Annotated in this window: 13 protein-coding genes; 11 read left to right on the top strand and 2 right to left on the bottom strand. The window is 73.1% G+C overall.

The genetic code is table 11. The features are described 5' to 3' along the window. The first annotated feature begins 101 nt into the window (after positions 1 to 101). The 4 genes from Q0963_RS08070 to Q0963_RS08055 are packed head-to-tail and all read left to right on the top strand — an operon-like array spanning position 102 to position 11,398. Positions 102 to 6,452 (top strand): Ig-like domain-containing protein, encoded by a 6,351-nt coding sequence (locus tag Q0963_RS08070; RefSeq protein ID WP_299444898.1) that lies wholly within the window; start codon positions 102 to 104, stop codon positions 6,450 to 6,452. A gap of 37 nt (positions 6,453 to 6,489) precedes the next feature. After that, the gene (locus Q0963_RS08065; protein ID WP_299444897.1) at positions 6,490 to 7,461 is read left to right on the top strand and encodes a MoxR family ATPase; all 972 of its coding nucleotides are present in this window, start codon (positions 6,490 to 6,492) and stop codon (positions 7,459 to 7,461) included. Then, on the top strand, positions 7,458 to 8,903 hold the full coding sequence (locus Q0963_RS08060) for a DUF58 domain-containing protein (protein ID WP_299444896.1): 1,446 nt from the start codon (positions 7,458 to 7,460) through the stop codon (positions 8,901 to 8,903). Before Q0963_RS08065 ends, Q0963_RS08060 begins: the two co-directional genes overlap by 4 nt. Then, positions 8,900 to 11,398, top strand: a complete 2,499-nt coding sequence (locus Q0963_RS08055; protein ID WP_299444895.1) for a transglutaminase domain-containing protein — start codon at positions 8,900 to 8,902, stop codon at positions 11,396 to 11,398. Before Q0963_RS08060 ends, Q0963_RS08055 begins: the two co-directional genes overlap by 4 nt. Positions 11,399 to 11,654: 256 nt before the next feature. Here Q0963_RS08055 and Q0963_RS08050 read toward each other — a convergent pair whose 3' ends face one another. Together Q0963_RS08050 and Q0963_RS08045 are read right to left on the bottom strand one after the other, a co-directional pair. Continuing rightward, positions 11,655 to 12,746, bottom strand: a complete 1,092-nt coding sequence (locus Q0963_RS08050) for an inositol-3-phosphate synthase (RefSeq protein ID WP_299444894.1) — start codon at positions 12,744 to 12,746, stop codon at positions 11,655 to 11,657. Between the two features lie 87 nt (positions 12,747 to 12,833). Further along, positions 12,834 to 13,397: a PadR family transcriptional regulator gene (locus tag Q0963_RS08045; protein WP_299444893.1), complete on the bottom strand. Its 564-nt coding sequence runs from the start codon at positions 13,395 to 13,397 to the stop codon at positions 12,834 to 12,836. Positions 13,398 to 13,745: 348 nt separating this feature from the next. Here Q0963_RS08045 and Q0963_RS08040 point away from each other — a divergent pair, with 348 nt between their 5' ends. From Q0963_RS08040 to Q0963_RS08010, 7 genes are all read left to right on the top strand, one after another. Beyond that, positions 13,746 to 15,857: a transglycosylase domain-containing protein gene (locus Q0963_RS08040; RefSeq protein ID WP_299444892.1), complete on the top strand. Its 2,112-nt coding sequence runs from the start codon at positions 13,746 to 13,748 to the stop codon at positions 15,855 to 15,857. Positions 15,858 to 15,993: 136 nt separating this feature from the next. Beyond that, the gene (locus Q0963_RS08035; RefSeq protein ID WP_299444891.1) at positions 15,994 to 17,229 is read left to right on the top strand and encodes a hypothetical protein; all 1,236 of its coding nucleotides are present in this window, start codon (positions 15,994 to 15,996) and stop codon (positions 17,227 to 17,229) included. A 30-nt stretch (positions 17,230 to 17,259) separates the two neighbouring features. Further along, positions 17,260 to 17,547: a 30S ribosomal protein S6 gene (gene rpsF / locus Q0963_RS08030; RefSeq protein WP_299444890.1), complete on the top strand. Its 288-nt coding sequence runs from the start codon at positions 17,260 to 17,262 to the stop codon at positions 17,545 to 17,547. Between the two features lie 46 nt (positions 17,548 to 17,593). After that, the gene (locus tag Q0963_RS08025; protein ID WP_299444889.1) at positions 17,594 to 18,172 is read left to right on the top strand and encodes a single-stranded DNA-binding protein; all 579 of its coding nucleotides are present in this window, start codon (positions 17,594 to 17,596) and stop codon (positions 18,170 to 18,172) included. Between the two features lie 111 nt (positions 18,173 to 18,283). Continuing rightward, positions 18,284 to 18,520, top strand: coding sequence for a 30S ribosomal protein S18 (gene rpsR, locus Q0963_RS08020; protein WP_030526145.1), 237 nt, complete (start codon positions 18,284 to 18,286; stop codon positions 18,518 to 18,520). A gap of 21 nt (positions 18,521 to 18,541) precedes the next feature. Further along, on the top strand, positions 18,542 to 18,988 hold the full coding sequence (rplI, locus tag Q0963_RS08015; RefSeq protein WP_299444888.1) for a 50S ribosomal protein L9: 447 nt from the start codon (positions 18,542 to 18,544) through the stop codon (positions 18,986 to 18,988). Between the two features lie 325 nt (positions 18,989 to 19,313). Then, entirely contained in the window at positions 19,314 to 21,050 is a 1,737-nt protein-coding gene (locus Q0963_RS08010; RefSeq protein ID WP_299444887.1) for a BCCT family transporter, read from the top strand. The last annotated feature ends 137 nt before the right edge of the window (positions 21,051 to 21,187 follow it).

The raw sequence follows: 21,187 nt of genomic DNA, 5'->3' as shown, positions 1-21,187 counted from the left end.
TCCCGGCACCTGGGCCGGGCCCGTCGCCTACCCTGGGCGCGGGGACCGATGACGTGGGGGGCCGATCACCCCGTGGGTGACCGACGAGCAAGGAGTGGGACGTGAGCCGGGCTGCTGCTCCGCGCGTCCGCGCGGCGAGGAACGCCGCGCGGCGGCGCACCGCCAGCGCGCTCACCGTCGTGCTCGTCGCCGCCGGGTTGGGCTACGCCGCCGTCGCCAGTGACGGCACCACCGTGCACGAGGCGGACCTCCACGACGCCGGGGTGTGGGTGAGCTCGGGCGCCCAGGCGAAGTTCGCCCGGGCCAACGTCCCGATCGGCCAGCTCGACACCGGCGTCGCCACCGACGCCGGAGCCGGTGGCGGTCTCGACGTGCTCCAGGACGGCGCGGTCGTCCTCGGCCTCGGCACCGCCACCGGCGAGCTCCTCCCGATCGACGTGCGGACCTCGACCGCCGGCGACCCGGCCGCCACCGTGCCCGCCGCTCCCGGTGGCCGCGGGCGCTTCGTGCCGCGACCGGTCGACCTGCGCGGCGGCACCCTCGCGATGCTCGACCCGGCCAAGGGCACGGTGTACGCCGAGCGGGTGGACCCCGAGGCCGGCACCGACAGCTTCCCGGGCCTCGCCGTCGGCGCCGAGCCGGTCGCGGAGGTCGGCGGCGACGGGGCCCTGACGGTCGGTCTCGACGGGGTGATCCACGTCGTCTCGGGCGCGGAGGGCACCGTCACCTCCATCGCGCCGACGCCGCAGGGGTTCGCCGCCCCGGTCGTCGTCGAGACGGCCCTGCGCAGCGACCTGCCCGACATCACCGCGGTCGGCGCCGACTGGGTCGCCTACGACGCCGAGACCGACACGGTCTACACGGCGGGACGCCCGGACGGCACCGACGCGCAGGTCACCGTCGACGGCGAACGGCTCGCGGCCCTCCAGGTGCCGGGGCCCGAGGCCGGCTCCGTCGTCGTGGCGTCGACGTCCCGGGCGGCGCGGGTGCCGCTCGGCGGTGACGCGGCCCCGGGCGGCGTCGTCGTCGGCGAGCAGGTGAACCGGGTGCCGGGAGCGACCCTCATCACCCGGCCGGTCGTCCTCGACGGCTGCCTCCATGCCGCGTGGGCCGAGCAGAACCGGGTCTTCTACGGCGCCAACTGCGGCCGGGTCGACGACCAGCCGACGGCCACGCTCCCGGCGGACGGCGAGGAACCGACCCGGGACGGCGTCGCCTTCCGGGTCAACCGCGGGCTGCTCGTCCTCAACGACCTCGACAACGGCGGGGTGTGGGACCTCGAGGACAAGCCGACGAAGATCGACAACTGGGACGCGTTGACGCCGCCGACCCGCCAGGACGACGACAACGAGAAGAAGGACGAGAACCTCCTCGACGAGGCGAGCCTCCAGCAGCCGCCGAAGGCCGTGCCCGACGCCCTGACGGTCCGCCCGGGTCGCACGAGCAAGCTGCACGTCCTCGACAACGACACCGACGTGGCCGGGTCCGTCCTCGCGATCGACCAGCGCGACGTCAGCGCGCCCTCGCTGCGCGGGGTGGCGGCGACGGTGAGCTCGGACGGGCAGGCCGTGGACGTCTCGGTCCCCGAAGGCACCGAGAACCAGCAGTTCCAGTTCACGTACAAGGTGAACAACGGCAAGGCGGTGTCCAAGGAGTCCGCGACGGTGTCGGTGCGCATCGTCGGGGACGAGGTCAACGGGTCCCCGCGGCTGCGGCAGGGCGCGGCGCTGGCCCAGCAGGCCTACCCCGTCATCGCCGGCAAGCGCCTGTCGGTGCCGGTGCTCGCCGACTGGCGGGACCCCGAGAACGACGTCCTCGCCGCCCGGGCCGACCGCGAGGGCAGTGTCATCGACGGCGCCGGCCGGGTGACCCTCACCGCTCCGCTCGAGGTGGGCCGCCAGGCCGTCGCCTACGTCGTCACGGACGGCCGTGGCGGCACGACGAAGGGCACGGTCAACGCCCAGGTCATCGGCACCGACGGCGAGAGCAAGTTCGTGGCCCCGCGGACCCAGCCCGACGCCGTGCGCGGCGTCGTCGGCAAGCCCCTGCAGGTCGAGCCGCTCGGCAACGACATCGCCGGGGCCGACCCCGGCGAGCCCGACGCGGTGCTGACGCTGCGCAGCGAGGTGCGTCCCGTCGGCCCGCTCCAGGTCGACACCGACCTCGCCACCGGCGCGGTGACGGTCACCGGGGCGACCCCGGGCACCTACGACCTGTCGTACTCGGCGGTCACCGGCGCGGGCGCGGCACCGGGTCGCATCCGGGTCGACCTCGTCGCCCCGCCCGAGGGGGCGCCGCCGGTGTCGGTGCCCGACACCGCGACCCTGCACGACCAGGCCCCCGCCATGGTCGACGTGCTGGCCAATGACTACTCCCCGCGCGGCGACGTCCTCGTGACGGCGTCGGTGGAGTCGGACGAGGACGCCTCCTGGATCCAGCCCTCGATCTACCAGGGGCGGTGGGTCCGGCTCGAGGCCCGTGAGCCCGCACCGGCAGGCGAGCAGGGCCGGCGCGGTGTCGTGCGCTACACGGTGAGCGACGGGACGCAGCGCGTCACCGGCCAGGTGTCGGTGCTGCAGCAGGGTGCCCTCACCGACGCGCTGCCCATCGTCGTCGACGACGAGGCCACCGTCCGGGAGGGCGACACCGTCTCGATCCCGGTGCTCGACAACGACACGATGGCCGACGGCATCCCGCTGCGGCTCGACCCCGCCAGCGTCAAGGTCGTGAGCAAGGGTCGCGCGCAACGGGCCTTCGCCTCCGGCAACGTCGTCCGCTACGTGCCGGAGGCCCGGGGCCTCACGGCGTCGTCGTTCGTCACCATCGAGTACGCGGCGTACGCCGAGGGCAGCAAGGAGCGCGCGCAGTCCGCCCGGGTCCGGGTGCAGGTCACCCCGCTGCCCACCGCGCAGCGCATCAACCAGTCGCCCGTGGCCCGCACCTTCACCGCCACCGTCACCGCCGGCGATCCCATCACGATGACGATCCCGACCTTCGGCGTCGACCCCGACGGCGACTCGGTCTCGGTCGCCGGGGTGGTGGGGGCCGACGGCGGGCCCGTCGACCTCACCTTCGGCCGGGTCGTCGCGATCGGGCCGACGACGATCCGCTACGAGGCCTACCCGCTCGCGGCGGGGACCGAGGTCATCACCTACGAGGTCAACGACCGCTTCGGCGCGACGAGCCGTGCGTTCGTGCGGGTCGGGGTCGTCCAGCCCGGCGACGCCCAGCCGCCGGTGGCGGTGCCCGACGAGGTGTTCGCCGCCCCGGGCAAGACCGTGACGATCCGGCCCCTCGTCAACGACCTCATCGCCCGCGGCGATGTCGTCGAGGTCGACACCGAGTCGCTCAACGACGCCGCCACCCTGGAGCGGTGGCCGGTCGACGAGGACCACACCGTGACGACGAAGGTCCCCGAGGACGTCACCGCGCTGCACCAGCTGGTCTACGGCATCAGCGACGGCCTCTTCGACCCCTCGCGGGCCAGCATCCTGGTCCGTCCGGTGCCGGGCTACGTCAACCCTCCGGTCGCCAACGACGACGTCGCGGCGCCCAAGCCGGGGGAGACCGGCACCCTCGTCGACGCGCTCGCCAACGACACCGACGTCGACTCCGACCCCGAGACCCTGCGGATCGTCGAGGTCCTGTCCCCGGACGCCGCCTACGACCCCGCGACGAACCAGGTCCGGGTGCAGATCCTCGACCACCCGCACTCGGTGCCGTACGTCATCGAGGACGAGGACGGCGCCCAGGCGATGGCGCTGATCCACGTCCCCACGGGCGCCAACGGCCAGCCGTTCGTCGTCGCCGGCTCGCTCGTCGAGATGGACCCGGACTCGACGAGGACGGTCCCGGTCAACGACTACGTCAGGTCCCCGCGGGGCCGGGTCGTGTCGGTCACGACCGCCGAGACGCTGTCGGCCTCACCCGCCGAGCACCTGTCGGTGTCGCTCACCGACCAGCGGACCCTGGAGCTGACCTCCTCGAACGGGTACGTCGGCCCGGCCGCGGTCATGCTCGAGGTCACCGACCAGGACGCGGTCGACCAGACCGACTACGGCACGGCGTACGTGTCGGTCCCGGTGCAGATCGGCCCGAAGGTCCCGCTCCTGCGCTGCCCCGACGGCGCGGTCACCGTCACCGCCGGCGGGCTCGAGCGCGTCGTCGACATCCCGACCTTCTGTCACGCCTGGCTGCCCGTCGGGATGACCCTGGACGACGTGCAGTTCGAGACCCGGTGGCAGGAGGAGCCGGACGTCGACCTCACCGTCGACGGGCCCGGCAACCGCACCCTGACGCTGCGGGCCGGCCCCGACGCCTCCACCTCCCAGGGGTCGCTCTCGGTCACCTCGCCCGGCCTCGACGAGCCGTCGACGATCGCCGTGCGGGTCGTCGGCCGCGCCGCGGACGCCACGGGGGACGACGACAGCCCGCTGCCGCCGGCGAGCGTGCGGCCCATCGACGTGTCGGGGCTCGAGGAGGGGCAGTCGCGCACCGTCGACATCCGCCCGTACCTCGACTCGCCCCTGCCCGAGCCGCGCTGCACCGTCACCTCCGCCGCCGTCGAGTCCGGCTCCGGCCTCACGGCGTCGGCGTCGGGCTGCTCGGTGACGCTCGCCGTGGGGACCGAGCCGTCCCAGACCGCCCAGGTGGGCATCGTCGTCAGTGACGGCCCCGGCCGGCAGGCCCCGGGCCGGATCACCGTCACGATGCTCGGCCGCCCGTCGGTCCCCCGGCAGGTGGCCGCGGTCGCGGACCGCGACTCGGGCGGCCAGGCTCGGGTGTCCTGGCTGCCCCCCGCGTACGACGGCGGGTCGGTCGTCACCTCCTACGTCGTCCGCTGGACGGGGGGCTCGTCGGGCAGCACGACGTGCACGGCGTCCCCGTGCACCGTCACCGGCCTGACGAACGGGCAGGACTACCGCTTCACCGTCGCGGCGGTCAACGGCGTCGGCGAGGGTGAGCCCTCGGCGCCGACACCGGCGGTGCGCCCGGACCGGCTGCCCGAGCAGGTCACCGGTGTGCGCATGGTCTCCCGCGGCGACGGCTCGCTCACCATCGTCTGGGAGGAGCCGGTCAACGAGGGCAGCGCGCTGCGCAAGTACGTCGTGCGGCTCATCTCGAGCACCGGGCAGACCAAGACCCAGGACGTCGCCGCGCCGACCCGGCAGGCGACGGTGACCGGCCTCGACAACATGGCCGAGCAGGACGTGCAGGTCCAGGCCTGGAACGAGCTGGGCGCGGGGCCGTTCGGCCCGGCCGTCACGATGCAGTCGGCCGGCACCCCGCCCGCGCTCGCCGCCCCCGGCATCGCCGCCAGCGGGCCGGGCCCGGCGCAGGACTCGGCCACGCTCACCGTCACCTGGGAGCAGGGCACGCCCAACGGCCCGCCGACGACGAGGTACACCCTCTACCAGTCGGTGGACTCGGGGGCCTGGACCAAGGTCACCGACACCGCGCCCGACGTGCGCAGCGCCAAGGTCGTCATCCCGTACGACGGGCGCACCTACCGGTACACCGCGACGCTCACCAACGGTGCCGGGCTGGAGTCGCCGCGCAGCAACTCGTCCTCGTTCACCTCCAACGGCATCCCGTCGACGCCGACGGTGCGCGCGACGACGCCGGCGAGCAACAAGCGCATCGAGGTGACGGTCTCGGTCGGGCAGCCGCGGGCCGGCAGCTTCACCGCCGTCCGGTGGCGCGCCAGCGACGGCCAGAACGGGACGCACACGTGCGGGTGCGCCGCCGGGTCGCAGGTCACCTTCACCGTGGGGCCGTTCCAGACGAGCCCGACGACCCCGCGGACGGTCACCGTGTGGACGGTCAACTCCGGCGGCAACGAGTCCAACCGGGTCAGCGACGGCGCGACCCCGTACGGCGACACCCTGACCCCGACCGCATTCACCGGGTCGCGCAACGGCGACACCGTGACGTGGACGTGGAACCTGCCCGAGAACGGCCGCAACGTCGACCAGGTCCAGCTCGACGGCGCGGTCAACGGCACCTTCGGCGGCAACAAGACCTCCGAGTCGATCAACCGCGGCCCCGGCACCTACCAGCTGCGGGTGCGGGCGCACTCGGCCGCGGGCTGGTCGGGCTGGACGGCGTACCGCAGCGTCACCGTGCCCAACCCGCCCCCGGAGGTCTACAACGTCCGCAAGAGCCAGCAGCGCTACGTCGACCCCAACGGCCAAGGCTCGTGCAGCTACAGCCCGGGCTGCCCCGAGGTGCTCTTCGACATCCGCGACTTCCCCGGCGGGTCGGTGTGGAGCGTCGAGTGTCGCAGCACGAACGCCGGCGGGTTCGTCTCGAGCTCCAAGCTCACCGTCGGGCCGGGCGGCAACGGCTACACCTGGCCGGGCCGGTGCCTGTACGGCAACAACGTCGGCACCGTCACCGTCCGCCTCTTCAACGGGTCGGGGTCGCACTCCGGCAGCACCAACTGGGGCTAGCCCCCGCCCATCAGCCCCACGGAAGGACACCTCTCGCATGACCGTCACGACCGACCAGGCCGCCTGGTTCGCCCAGACCTTCACCGCCATGGTCGCCAACGTCGACAAGGCGGTGCTCGGCAAGGAGCACGTCATCCGCCTCGCCCTGACGTGCATGCTGTCCGAGGGGCACCTGCTCCTCGAGGACTTCCCGGGCACGGGCAAGACCCAGCTCGCGCGGGCGATGGCCGGCACGGTCAAGGGCTCGAACTCGCGCATCCAGTTCACGCCCGACCTGCTGCCGAGCGACGTCACCGGGGTGACGATCTACGACCCGAACACCAAGCAGTTCGAGTTCCACCAGGGCCCGATCTTCGCGACCATCGTCCTCGCCGACGAGATCAACCGCGCCTCGCCGAAGACCCAGTCGGCGCTGCTGGAGGTGATGGAGGAGGGGCACGTCACCGTCGACCGCACCCGGCACAGCGTCGGCGAGCCGTTCATGGTCATCGCGACCCAGAACCCCATCGAGCAGGCGGGCACGTACCGGCTGCCCGAGGCCCAGCTCGACCGGTTCCTCATGAAGACGACGCTCGGCTACCCCGACCACGAGGCGACCGTGCGGGTGCTGCGCGACGCGAAGGTGCGCGACCGGACCCGCGGGCTCGAGCCGGTCGTCACCTCCCAGGTCGTGTCGGACATGGCCGAGCTCGCCGACGAGGTGCACGTCGACACCGCGATCCTCGACTACGTCTCCCGGCTGGCCGAGGAGACCCGGCGGCACGTGAGCGTCCGGCTCGGGCTGTCGGTGCGCGGGTGCCTCGCGTTCGTCCGCTGCGCGAAGACCTGGGCCATCAGCCAGGGCCGGGACCACGTGGTCCCCGACGACATCAAGCTGCTCGCCCAGCCGGTGCTCAACCATCGGCTGCTCGTCACCGCCGAGGCGCAGTTCGCGGGCATCACCACCCCGCAGGTCATCGACCAGATCCTCGCCGAGGTGTCGCCCCCCACGGAGCGCGTCCCGGCATGAGCACGGTGGGTCCGCCCGACGAGGCCGAGTCGACCGTCCGTCGCTCCGGCCTGACCCCTCCCCCCGCCCCGCGGGCGGAGGCGCCTGCCGCGCGCCCCGTCGCCGCTGGGGCCCCCGGGCAGCCCCCGCGTCGCCGCAGCAGGGCCGACGGCGAGACCCGCACCATCACGCTGCCGCGGGTCCAGGTGCCGACCGCGCTCACCGACACCGGGGCCCGCATCCTCGTCCTCACCGGCAGCCGGATCCGCCCTCTCGCGCAGCAGACCCGACCGGTGTGGCGCCCGGTGCTCGACATCCTGCGCTGGGTGTCCCCGCTCGGCTGGACGGTGCTGGCCGTCGGGCTCCTCGCGTGGTGGATGACCGCCCGGTACGCCTGGCTCGAGCTGTCGATGGTGGCCGCCACCTGCCTCGTCCTCGTCCTCGCGTGCGTCCTGCTCGCCGTCGGCCGGGCGAAGCTGCGGATCCGGGCCGAGGTCGAGCCGAGCCGGGTCACCGTGGGGGACCCCGCGACCGGCCGGGTGACGGTGCGGAACGAGTCGGCGCGCGGGACGATGCCGCTGCTCCTCGAGCTGCCCGTCGGGCGGACCGCAGCGCGGTTCACGCTCCCGTCGCTCGGTGCGGGCCGCACCCACGAGGAGCTGTTCGTCGTACCGACCGGCGCCCGCGGCGTCGTCCCCGTCGGGCCCGCGACGACCGTGCACGGCGACCCCCTCGGGCTCGTCCGACGCACCGTCGCTTGGACCGAGCGCACCGAGCTCGTCGTGCACCCCCGCACCATCTCGCTCGAGAGCCTCGGCGCCGGCCTGCTGCGCGACCTCGAGGGCCAGGTGACGCCGGATCTGTCGATGTCCGACCTCGCGTTCCACGCACTGCGCGAGTACCAGCCCGGCGACGACCGTCGCTACATCCACTGGCGCTCCTCCGCCAAGCACGACCGCCTCCTCGTGCGCCAGTTCCTCGACACCCGCCGGTCCCACCTCGCGGTGGTCGTCGACACGAGCCCGGAGGTCTACACCGGCGGCGAGGACGACGTCGAGGTGGCCATCTCCTGCGCGGCGTCGCTTGCCCTGCGCTCGATCCTCGACGAGCAGGACACCACGGTCGTCTGCCACGGCGAGACCGCGTCCCGCACCACCGCCCCGCTCACCCTCGACGCGCTCGCGCGTGCCGACGTCGGGCCGCTCGACCTGTACGCCTCGGTCGGGCAGGCCGCCGGGCTCGCCCCGGACGCGAGCGTCGCGGTGCTCGTCACCGGCGTCGACCGGCCGTTCATCCAGGTGCAGCGCACCCTGGACCAGTTCGAGCCCGAGGTGGTGCGCGTCGCGCTCGTCGTCGACGCCGACGTGCCGGTGGGGGTGCGGCGCCTGGGCTCCATCGTCATCCTCCACGTCCGCGAGCTCACCGACGTGCGGCGCGTCCTGTTCTCCGGGGCGCTGGCATGAGCGGGCCCGCCGGCGGGCCGGCGGCGCAGGCCCCGCCGAGCCTCGCGACCGCGCTGCGCGGGGGTGCCCGGCGGGCGCCCCGCGACCCCGGCGCGCCCAGCGTGCTGCGCCGGGCCGTGCCCGACCGGGACGCGCTCGTCGACCTCGCGTTCGCCGCGGTCCTCGTGAGCATCGCCCTGCTCGGGCTGCGCACCGGGTTCCTCGGCGTCGAGTGGGTCGTGGCCGCGTGGGCCGGGCTCGTCCTCGGGCTGGCCGTCGGGCACCTGGCTGCCGCGTTCCGGTGGATGGCGCTCACGACGTTCCTCGTCCTGGTCGCCGGGTACCTGCTGCTCGGTGGGCCGCTGGCGGTTCGTGACTCCCTGGTCGCCGGTGTCGTCCCGACGCCGCAGACGTTCGCCGATCTCGCGACGTGGGCGGTCACCGGGTGGAAGCAGTGGCTCACCCTGCTGCCGCCGGTCGACGCGCGCGGCCCGGTCCTGGCGCTGCCGTGGCTCGCCGGCCTGCTCGGGGGTGCGCTGACCCTGGGCGTGGCCCGGCGGTGGGCGAGTGTGCCGCTCAGCGCGCTCGCCCCGCTCGGCCTGCTCGCGGCCTCCATCGCCCTCGGCACCCTGGAGCCGGCCGCCGTGCTGGTCCAGGGGGTCGGGTTCGCCGCGGTGCTCGTCGGCTGGCTCGTCGTCCGGTCGCACCGGACCCGGGCGCCGATCCAGAACGGGGCCGGTGCCCGCGCCCGGGTCCTCACCGGCGCCGGCCTGGCGGTCGTCGCGCTCCTCGGCGGGTTCTTCGCCGGCCCCCTCCTGCCCGGGTACGCCGCGGCCGAGCGGCGGGAGGTCGTGCGGACCGCGCTCGTGCCCCCGTTCGACGTGTCGCAGTTCCCGAGCCCGCTGCCCGGCTACCGGCAGTACACCGAGCCGAACGAGGCCGACCTGTACGACGAGGTCGTGCTCCGGGTCCGCGGCCTGCCGCAGGGTCAGGTCGTCCGCTTCGCGACGCTCGACCGGTACGACGGGCTCGTCTGGGGCGCCGCCGACCGGAGCGCCGACGGGGTGCCCTTCCAGCAGGTGGGCTCCCGGATCGCCGCGTCCGGCCGGGGCACCCCGGTCGAGGTCGAGGTCGCGGTGCCCGACGGCGGGTACCGGGGCACCTGGCTGCCGACGGTGGGCGCGCCGACGCGCATCGAGTTCGACGGGCCGCGGGCCGACGACCTCGCCGGCGCCCTCTGGCTCAACACCGACACCGCCACCGCGCTCGTCCCCGCCGGGCTCGTCGGGGGGGAGACCTACCGGATGAGCGCCCTCGTGCCGGCCGCGCCCGCCGCCGAGCTGCCCGAGGACCTCGACGTCGCCTCGGGCGCCTCGGCCGGCGTCGACGTCGACTTCCTCGACTCGCGGATCGATGCCTGGACGAGCCGCGCCGAGGGCGGTTCCTGGGCCAAGCTGCGGGCGTTCGCGACCGCGATGCGCACCGAGGGCACGTACACCGACGGCGGCACCCCCAACAGCTTCGAGAAGGTGTACCTGCCCGGGCACGCCATGTCGCGGCTCACCCGGTTCGTCGGGTCGAGCAAGCTGGCGGGCAACGACGAGCAGTACGCGGCCACGCTCGCGCTCGTCGGGCAGCGCCTCGGCATCCCGTCCCGCGTCGTCATGGGGGCCGTGCCGGAGGCGGGCGGCGAGGTGCGCGGCAAGGACGTGCACGCCTGGGTCGAGGTCCGCCTCGGCGACGGCTCGTGGTTCCCGCTCGGCTGGGACACGTTCGTGCCGAGCCGCGACAAGACCCCGAGCGAGCAGCAGCTGCGCACCGAGGAGCAGCAGGTGGGCGCCCAGGTGCCGCCCCCGGCCGGGGTCAGCCCGCCGTCGGTGCTCCAGGGCCCGGACCAGGCGCAGAACGCCACCGACGTCACGAAGCGCAAGAAGAGCCCGTTCGACGTCGCGGCCTGGCCGCTGTGGCTCAAGATCCTCGTGTTCGCGGTGCTCGTCCCGCTGCTCCTCGCGGCGCTGTACGTCCTGGTGCTGCGGTGGCTCAAGGCGCGCCGGCGCCGGCGCCACGCGTCGCACGGGCCGGTACCGGAGCGGGCCGCATGGGTGTGGCGGGACCTGGTCGCCGAGACCCGCTCGCTCGGTGTCGCCGTGCCGCGAGGCATGACACGTCGGGAGCAGGCGTGGGCGGTCGACGGGGCCGTCGTCGAGGCGATCACCGGCACGGCCGCCCCGGGTGAGGTCGGCCGGTTCGCCCGGCCGCCCGAGGGTGTGGTCTCCGTGGTCTCGGTCGCTGTCGCGATCGACGCGGTCGTGTTCGGTCCCGGTGACGGCGACCCCGCGACGAGCGCGGCGCTGCACGCTCGGGCCGAGGCGGCCCGCTCGACGCTGCGCTCGCGGGTCGGCCGGTGGACCCGGCTGCGCTCGGACGCCGACCCACGGCCGCTCCTCGTCGCGCGGGAGCGCACCGCGCCCGCCGCCCGCCGGTGGCGCCGCCGGCAGGTCCCGTCCCCCGCCTGACCGTCCCCGTCCCCCCATCGACCAATAGGTCACGCCAGGTACGCACCCGCCGTCCGCACATCGACCAATAGGTCACGTCAGGTACGCCCCGCCCCGAACGCGGCGTGACCTACTGGTCGAGGTGGGTACACGAACGTCCGGGGGCCCCTGACACGACGGAGCGGGCGGCACCCCTGCGTGGGATGCCGCCCGCTCCACCGTGCGTGCTACGCGGTACCGGTCGCGATGACGACCGTCACTGCGGGGTGACGACGCGTCAGCGCTCCTCGTCGCCCGCGATGAACGCCTCGAGCCGCGCGCGGCCGAGGTCGTCGGGGCGCTGCTCCGGCGGGGACTTCATGAGGTAGGAGGACGCCGACAGCAGCGCGCCGCCGACCCCGCGGTCCTTGGCGATCTTCGCCGCGCGGATGGCGTCGATGATGATGCCGGCCGAGTTGGGGGAGTCCCAGACCTCGAGCTTGTACTCGAGGTTCAGCGGCACGTCTCCGAACGCGCGACCCTCGAGGCGGACGTAGGCCCACTTGCGGTCGTCGAGCCACGCGACGTAGTCCGACGGGCCGATGTGGACGTTGCGGTCCTCGGTCTTGCCGGCGAGCGAGCCGGTGAGGTTGGACGTGACGGCCTGGGTCTTCGAGATCTTCTTGGACTCGAGGCGCTCGCGCTCGAGCATGTTCTTGAAGTCCATGTTGCCGCCGACGTTGAGCTGGTACGTGCGGTCCAGCTGCACGCCGCGGTCCTCGAAGAGCTTGGCCATGACCCGGTGCGTGATGGTCGCGCCGACCTGGCTCTTGATGTCGTCGCCGATGACGGGGACGCCGGCGGCCTCGAACTTGGCGGCCCACTCCGGGTCGGAGGCGATGAAGACGGGGAGGGCGTTGACGAAGGCCACGCCGGCGTCGATGGCGCACTGGGCGTAGAACTTGTCGGCCTGCTCCGACCCCACCGGGAGGTAGGAGACCAGGACGTCGACCTCGGCGTCCTTGAGCGCGGCGACGATGTCGACCGGCTCGGCGCCGGACTCGTCGATGGTCTGGCGGTAGTACTTGCCGAGGCCGTCGAGGGTGTGGCCGCGCTGCACGGTGACGCCGGTCGTGGGGACGTCCGCGATCTTGATCGTGTTGTTCTCGGAGGCGTCGATGGCCTCGGCGAGGTCCTTGCCGACCTTCTTGTCGTCGACGTCGAAGGCGGCGACGAACTCGACGTCGCTGACGTGGTAGTCACCGAAGCGGACGTGCATGAGGCCGGGCACGGTCGCGGACGGGTCAGCGTCCCGGTAGTAGTGGACGCCCTGGACGAGCGAGGACGCGCAGTTGCCGACGCCGACGACGGCGACTCGGATGGAACCCATGACTTTCTCCTACGGAAGTGCTGCGGGGGTGGACGGGGGACGGGGACGGGGGAGGTGCCGACGTCGGGGGGCCGAGCGGCGGAGCACCTACGGCTGGGGGCCGGGGTCGGTGGGGTGACGGCGCTCGGTGTCGATGAGCTCGGTGAGCCACCGGACCTCGCGCTCGGCAGTCTCCTCGCCGTGCTGCTGCAGGGCCGAGGTGTAGGCATCGAGCCGCTCGCGGCCCCGGACGGACTGCTCGCGGACCCGCTCGAGGTTCTCCTCGAGGCGGGAGCGGCGGCCTTCGAGGATGCGCAGCCGCACATCGTGCTCGGTCCGCGCGAAGAAGGCGAACCGCACGTCGAAGCCGTCGTCCTCGTAGGCGGTGGCGTCGGTGCGGGCCACGAGGTCGGCGAAGTGCTCCTTGCCGGTGGCGGTCAGCTCGTAGACGACGCGCGGCCGCTTGCCGGAGTGGACGGGGTCGGCCGCCTCGGCGATGAGCCCGCGGCCGAGCAGCGACTTCAGCGCCGGGTAGAGCGTCCCGTAGGACAGGGCACGGAACGGCCCCAGTGCCGTGTTGAGGCGGCGGCGCAGGTCGTACCCGTGGGTGGGCCCCTCGTGGAGGAGCCCGAGAACGGCGAACTCCAGGAGCTGGGAGCGGCGGCTGACCACAGCGGGCTCCTCTCGTACGCGGTTCGTCCGGGTGACAAACTCGGACCTTGTCACCTCGACGTTAGCACGGATATATCGGTGCGATACATCGGCACCAACCTGTGGGCGCCGAGGAGCCCGGTCGCTCAATGCGGGATTTCCCAGGAACGCCCGTCATACTCGGGCAGTGGGCGTGGTCAGCGCCCCTTTTCTCGTGCCCCGATCCCCCGAAGGCCCATGAGCGAGCGACAGCCACGTAACCGTGCCGAGGCCAAGAAGGCCCGCGGCAGCCGATCGACCGCAGGAGCCGGTGCGTCCCGGACCCGTCCTGCGGCGCGCGGTGCCGCGTCCCGACCGTCGCGGCGGCGGGTGTGGGCGAGACGCGGGCTCTGGGGCGCGCTGGTGGCGTTCGTCCTCGGCCTCATCGGGGTCGGCATCGCCTACGCGATGACCGACATCCCGGCGCCGAACCAGATGGTGCGGGCCCAGGCGAGCATCGTCTACTACAGCGACGGCAAGACCGAGCTGGCCCGGCTCTCGGACGACGGCGGGAACCGCGAGTCGGTGCCGCTGTCGGAGATCTCCGAGCACATGCAGCACGCGATCCTCGCGGCCGAGGACCGGGACTTCTACCAGAACAACGGCATCAGCCCCACCGGCATCGCCCGGGCCGTCTGGGTGGCTGTCAAGGGCGGGCAGGCGACGCAGGGCGGGTCGACGATCACCCAGCAGTACGTGAAGAACTACTTCCTCACCCAGGACCGGACGATCACCCGCAAGGCCCGCGAGATCCTCATCTCGCTGAAGATCGACAAGCAGCAGTCCAAGGACGAGATCCTCGAGAACTACCTCAACACGATCTACTACGGCCGCGGTGCCTACGGGATCGAGACCGCGTCGAAGGCGTACTTCGACAAGTCCGCGAAGGACCTCACCGCCGCCGAGTCCGCCCTGCTGGCGTCGGTGATCCGCGGTCCGTCGCTCTACGACCCGCAGCTCGGCGACGAGCAGCTGAAGAACGCCGAGAGCCGCAGCGCCTACATCCTCGACGCGATGGTGGACCAGGGCTGGCTGTCCTCCGCGGAGCGCGCCGACGCGACCTTCGTGGAGCCCCGCGCCTACAAGCCGCGCGCGCTGGGCGGGACCAACGGGTACATCGTCGACCTCGTGAAGCAGGAGCTCGTGAGCAAGCACCAGCTCACCGACTCCGACATCCAGCGCGGTGGCCTGCGGGTGGTGTCCACCATCGACAAGGACAAGCAGTACGACGCGAACATCGCCGTCCGCGAGGAGCGCCCGCAGGACGAGCCCGAGATCCACGCCGGCCTCGTCTCGATCCTCCCCGGGGACGGCGCGGTCGTCGCCCTCTACGGCGGCGACGACTTCGCCGAGCGCCCGCTCAACGACGCCACCCAGGCGAAGATGCAGGCGGGCTCGACGTTCAAGATCTTCACCCTCATCGCCGCCCTGCAGTCCGGTGACGTGAGCACCAAGACCCGGTACAACGGCGCGAGCCCCCAGTTCTTCGAGGAGTTCGCCGACCCCAACGGGCTGACCCCCGAGCTGAAGCAGGGCCGGGTCAAGAACTTCGGGGACGAGCAGTTCGGCAACATCGACATGCTCACCGCGACGGGTCACTCCGTGAACACCGTCTACGCGAGGGTCAACATCGACGTCGGGGCCGAGAACACGATGAAGGCGGCCGAGGACGCGGGCATCCGCTCCAAGCTCGAGCCCGTCGTCGCCGACGTGCTCGGCACCGACTACGTGACGGTCATGGACATGGCCAACGCCTACGCGACGATCGCCGCGCAGGGTGTCCGCTCCGACCCGTACCTCGTCAAGGAGGTCAAGTTCCTCGACGAGGGCCTGCCGACGATCACGGCCGAGCCGACGACCAAGCGGGTCTTCGACGAGGACCTCATGAGCGACGTCATCGACGCGATGCAGGAGCCCGTCAACGGCGGGACGGCGCGCTACGTCGGCGAGAACCTCGACCGGCCCGCCGCGGGCAAGACCGGCACCTCCGAGAACTTCCGGTCCGCCTGGTTCGACGGGTACGTGCCGCAGTTGGCGACCGCCGTCGGGATGTACCGCTCCGACCCCGAGACCGGCGACGAGCTGGCCATGACGGACCTCGAGACCGCCGGCAGCATCACCGGCGGCACGTTCCCGGTCCGGATCTGGACGGCGTACATGAAGGCGGCGCTCGAGGGCACCGAGGTGCAGGAGTTCCCGGAGCCTGCGTTCATCAACGAGGACGCCGCGCCGCCGTCGACCACCGCGCCGCCCACGTCCTCGGCCCCGCCGTCGACGACGAGCGCCCCGCCGACCACGACGAGCGCCCCGCCGACGACCAGCGCCCCGCCGAGCCCGACCGAGTCCCCCTCCTCGACGATCACACTGCCCGGTCCCAGCCGGTCGCCCAAGCCGTCGTCGAGCGGGAGCCCGTCGGCCGCCGGGTCGCCGCCGCCCGACTGAGCCGCACGCCTTCACCGTGCTCGCGTCCCCCGGACCCCGGGTGCGGCTCCCCGAGGGTCTGCTGACGGCCCTCGGGGGGCCGCGGGGCGCCCGGGCGCGCAGCCGGGCGACCGGCCTGGGTCGGTTAGCGCCGGTCGTGCTGCTCCTCGGCCTGCCGCTGGTCGTCGCAGCGCTGCGCCAGGCCTCCTGCGCCGACCACGGCTGGGAGGGCCGCGCGCCCGTGTGGCGGCAGTGCGCGTCGCCGCTGCTCGCCTCGCTCGTCGAGGACGACGCCGGCCGCGGGGTGTGGGCCTACCTCACCGGTGCGGCGCCCCTCGACCTGCCGGTCCTGCGCGGGGTCGTGGCGACGGGACTCGCAACCCTGGCCCCCGGCGCCGGCATCGGCGAGCAGCGCTGGGTCCTCGTCCTGTGGACCGTGCTCGCCGCGGTCATCCTCGCCGGGCTCGTCGTGGTCGTCGGCACCGTCCGGGGGGCGCCCGATGCCGACCCGGTGGCGCTCGCGCTGTCGCCGGTGCTGGCACTCAGCGTGCTCCTCTCGACCGACCTCGTCCCGGTGGCGCTGGCCGTCGTCGCCGTGTGGGCCTGGTCCCGGCACCGCCCCGAGCTCGCCGGAGTCCTGCTGGGTCTCGCCCTGCTCGGGGGGCCGCAGGCACTCCTCGTCGTCCTCGCCCTGGCCGTCGTCCCGCCAGCCGAGGTTCCCCGCGCCGTGCGGCGGCTCCTCACCTCGGTCGCCGTCACGACCCTCCTGGTCGTGGGGCCGGTAGCGGCGCTCGACCTCGGGACCCTCGTCCGGCCGCTGCGCGCCTGGTGGACCGGGGGCGCCGGTCCCGGCTCGCTGCTCTACGTGCCCGAGCTCGCGCTGCACCCGCTGGGACCCGGTCCGGTCGCGGCGATCTCCGTCCTCGGGCTCCTGCTCGCCGCCGCTCTCGTCGTCGTCCTGGCCTCGCGCCGGCCCGCGCCGCCGGCCGCAGGGGTCGCGCTCGTCGGCCTGGTCGCCGCGCTCGTCACGGCACCGTCCGCGCCCGTCACGGCGGCGCTGTGGCTCGTGCCGTTCGTCGCGCTCGCCGGGGTGCCGTGGCGCGATCACCTGGTCTGGGCGGGCGCCGAGGCGGTTCACCTCGTGGCCTGGTTCGGGTGGGTCTCGGCCCAGACCGACGCCGCGCACGGGCTGCCGGCCGGCTGGTACGCCACCGCGCTGGCGTTACGGGTCCTCGCGGTGACCCGGCTCGGCTGGGTCGTGTGGGCGCGCGCGAGTTGGGGGGATCCGCCACGGGCGGGTACGCTTCAGCGGTTGCCCACCGTGCGCCCTGTGGACGAAGCCCGGGGCGCTGTGGGCGGCAGTGCATACCCTCCTGTCACGGAAGGACCGTGACCGCTCAGACCGAAGGAGGCGGGTTAACGCATGCGTCAGTACGAACTCATGGTCATCCTCGACCCCGAGCTCGACGACCGGACCGTCCAGCCCTCGCTGGAGAAGTTCCTCGGCGTCGTGACGACCGATGGTGGCACCGTCGACACGATCGACGTCTGGGGCCGCCGCCGGCTCGCTTACGAGATCAAGAAGAAGCCCGAGGGCATCTACGCCGTCGTCAACTTCACCGCCGAGCCGGCCACGGCCAAGGAGCTGGACCGTCAGCTCGGCCTCAACGAGTCGGTCATGCGGACCAAGCTCATGCGCCCCGGCGCCTGAGCCCGCAGTCACCGGTCCACGACCTACCCCAGAAGGGACACTCGTCATGGCAGGCGACACCGTCATCACCATCATCGGCAACCTCACCGCCGACCCCGAGCTCCGCTTCACGCCCTCCGGCGCAGCGGTCGCCAACTTCACCGTCGCGTCCACTCCGCGCCAGTTCGACCGTCAGTCGAACGAGTGGAAGGACGGCGAGACCCTCTTCATGCGCTGCTCCATCTGGCGTGACGCGGCCGAGAACGTGGCCGAGTCCCTCCACCGAGGCACCCGGGTCATCGTGTCGGGGCGGCTGAAGTCGCGCTCGTACGAGACCAAGGAGGGCGAGAAGCGCACCGTCGTCGAGCTCGAGGTCGACGAGGTCGGCCCCTCGCTGCGGTACGCCTCCGCGAAGGTCACCAAGGCCGAGCGCGGCGGCTCCGGCGGCGGCGGTTTCGGCGGCGGCGGCGGCCAGCAGCAGAACGACCCGTGGGCCACCGGCGGCTCCGCTCCCCCGCAGGGTGGCGGGCAGCAGGGCGGCGGCTGGGGCGGTAGCCAGCAGGCCCCGCAGCAGCAGCCCCAAGGTGGTCAGCAGGGCGGCGGCGGCTGGGGTCAGGCGCCGAGCTACGACGAGCCCCCTTTCTGATCGTCACGACCTCCCGGTCCGTGACGGCACCCCACTGAACGATCCAGACACCATCCCTGGGAGACCAGGGCTCATCCGCCGGGGACGCCCCGGCAGAAGGAGAGCACCACGATGGCCAAGCCCGCCATTCGCAAGCCGAAGAAGAAGGCCAACCCGCTCAAGGCGGCGAAGGTCGAGAACATCGACTACAAGGACGTTGCGCTCCTGCGCAAGTTCATCTCCGACCGTGGCAAGATCCGCGCCCGGCGCGTGACCGGCGTCTCCGTCCAGGAGCAGCGCCTCATCGCCAACGCGGTCAAGAACGCTCGCGAGATGGCGCTCCTGCCGTACTCGAGCTCGTCCCGCTGACCCGCCGAAGGAGCCAGAACGATGAAGGTCATCCTCACCCACGAGGTCACCGGCCTCGGTACCGCCGGTGACGTCGTCGACGTCAAGGACGGCTACGCCCGCAACTTCCTCTTCCGTCGCAACCTCGCGACGCAGTGGACCAAGGGCGGCCAGAAGCAGGTCGACGCGATCGCCAAGGGTCGTGAGACCCGCGCCGTGAAGACGCTCGAGGAAGCGCAGTCCATCAAGGGCAACCTCGAGTCCTCCCCGGTCAAGGTCACGGCGCACGCCGGCAGCAGCGGTCGCCTCTTCGGCGCCGTCTCGACCGCCGACATCGCCGCGGCCGTCAAGGACGGCGGCGGCCCCGAGCTCGACCGTCGCAAGATCGAGGTCCCCACCCCGATCCGCTCGACCGGCTCGCACACCGCGCTCGTCCGCCTCCACCCGGAGGTCCAGGCCACCGTCGCCCTCGACGTCGTCGCCGGCTGACGCAGCCACCACGAGGGCCCCGGACCGTCACGGTCCGGGGCCCTCGTGTGTCCCCGTCATGCGTAGATCCGGCGCGAACAGGCTGAGCCGCAGGCGCGCGCTCGTCCGACTCATCGGACCGCACGGGGGGTCCTTCCCCGCGAGCGTGGCTTCGTGACGCTCTTGTGACTCAGTCCCGGACGCGCCTGTGTCACGGGGGAATTCCTTACGACCTGGGCCGCGTTGAGGCGCTCGCGGGGCGCGGGGGCTGGCGCGACACGCCGAGGGCGGTTACGGTCGAAGGCTGAGCGACGTCCCAACCGCCCCCTCACAGAGGAGCATGAACGTGTCCGTCTCAGACCACCCCGAGTCCAGCGTCACCGACGCGGACCTGCCGCCCGCCCCGGCACGCAGCGGCCGGCGCGTCACCTGCCCCCGGGTCTTCTGGCCCGCGCTCGGCATCATCGTCACGTTCGTCGTCCTCGCGCTCGCCGCGCCGGGCGCGATGGGCGACCTCTTCTCCACCTTGAACGGCACCGTCGTCGGTGACCTCGGTTGGTACTACATCCTCATCGTCAGCGGCTTCGTCGCGTTCGCGCTGTGGATCGCGGTGTCGCCGATGGGTCGCATCGTCCTCGGCCGCGACGAGGAGGCGCCGGAGTTCGGGTTGCGGACCTGGTTCGCGATGCTCTTCGCGGCCGGGATGGGCATCGGCCTCGTGTTCTGGGGCGTCGCCGAGCCGCTCAACCACTTCGCCGCGCCGCCGCCGGGCACCGGGGACACCCCGGCCGAGGCGGCCCGCGTCGCCACCGACGTGACGTACCTGCACTGGGGTCTGCACGCGTGGGGCATCTACGTCATCGTCGGCCTGGCGATGGCGTACGCGATCCACCGCAAGGGCCGTCCGGTGTCGATCCGGTGGGCCCTGGAGCCCCTGCTCGGCGACCGGGTCAAGGGGTGGCTCGGTGACACCATCGACGTCATCGCCGTCGTCGGCACGGTCTTCGGCGTCGCGACCTCCCTCGGCTTCGGCGTGACCCAGGTCGGTGCCGGGCTGGAGTTCCTCGGCGCCGTCGGCACCGCCGGCACCGGGCTGCTCGTCCTGCTCGTCATCGGCATCACCGCGATGGCGACGGTCTCGGTCGTCACCGGCCTCGACAAGGGCATCAAGTTCCTCTCGAACGTCAACATGGGCCTCGCGGGCGCGCTGATGCTCGCCGTGCTGATCCTGGGCCCGACCGTCTTCCTGCTCGGCGACTTCGTGTCGTCGGTCGGCAGCTACGTGTCGAACTTCTTCCGCCTCTCGTTCCAGACCCTCTCCTTCGAGGGGTCCGACGGGACCGCATGGCTCTCGGGCTGGACGACGTTCTACTGGGGCTGGTGGATGAGCTGGGCACCCTTCGTCGGTGTCTTCATCGCCCGCATCTCCCGCGGCCGGACCGTCCGGGAGTTCGTCGCCGGCGTCCTCCTCGTGCCGACCCTCGTGACGTTCCTGTGGTTCGCCGTCTTCGGTGGCTCCGCCATCCACCGCGAGATCTTCGGCGAGGGCGGCCTCATCGGGCCGGAGGGCGCCGTCGACACCGAGGGCGCGCTGTTCCAGCTGCTCGACGGCTTCCCGCTGTCCGGGCTGCTCAGCGTCGTCGCCATCGTGCTCGTCGTCATCTTCTTCGTCACGAGCTCGGACTCCGGCTCATTCGTCGTCGACATGCTCGCCAGCGGCGGCAACCCGGAGCCCCCGGTCTGGAGCCGGGTGCTGTGGGCGACCCTCGAGGGCGCGGTGGCCGCTGCGCTGCTGCTCGCGGGCGGTGGTGGGCTCAGCGCCCTCCAGACGGCGGCGATCCTCCTCGCGCTGCCGTTCAGTCTCGTGATGATCGGCATGGTGTTCGCCACGACCCGGGCCCTGCTCCGCGAGCACGGCCGCCTCGAGCGCGCCGAGCGGCGGCTGCTCGCCGACGAGGTGGCCGGCCACATCGCGCGCACCCCCGGCCTGCGCGAGGAGGTGAGCGGCAACGGGTCGCCGAGGTCCCGCAGGGCCGCCACCCCGGACCCGGCCGAGACCCGTGAGGTGCCGACCGGTCCCTGACCGAACCGCTCCTGCCCGCTGGGCAGCCGGAGGCCCCACCGACGCCCGTCGGTGGGGCCTCCGGCCGTCAGGGCCCGGTGGGGGCGCGCCCGGCAGGGGAGCCCGGGCGCACCGCGGCCCTCCCCACCGCGCGGCGG

Origin of the sequence: uncultured Phycicoccus sp., from assembly GCF_947495705.1 — a bacterium.
Taxonomy (GTDB): Bacteria; Actinomycetota; Actinomycetes; order Actinomycetales; family Dermatophilaceae; genus Phycicoccus.
Note: the sequence above shows the minus strand (reverse complement) of the source record. Positions and strands in the feature narration are given on the sequence as shown.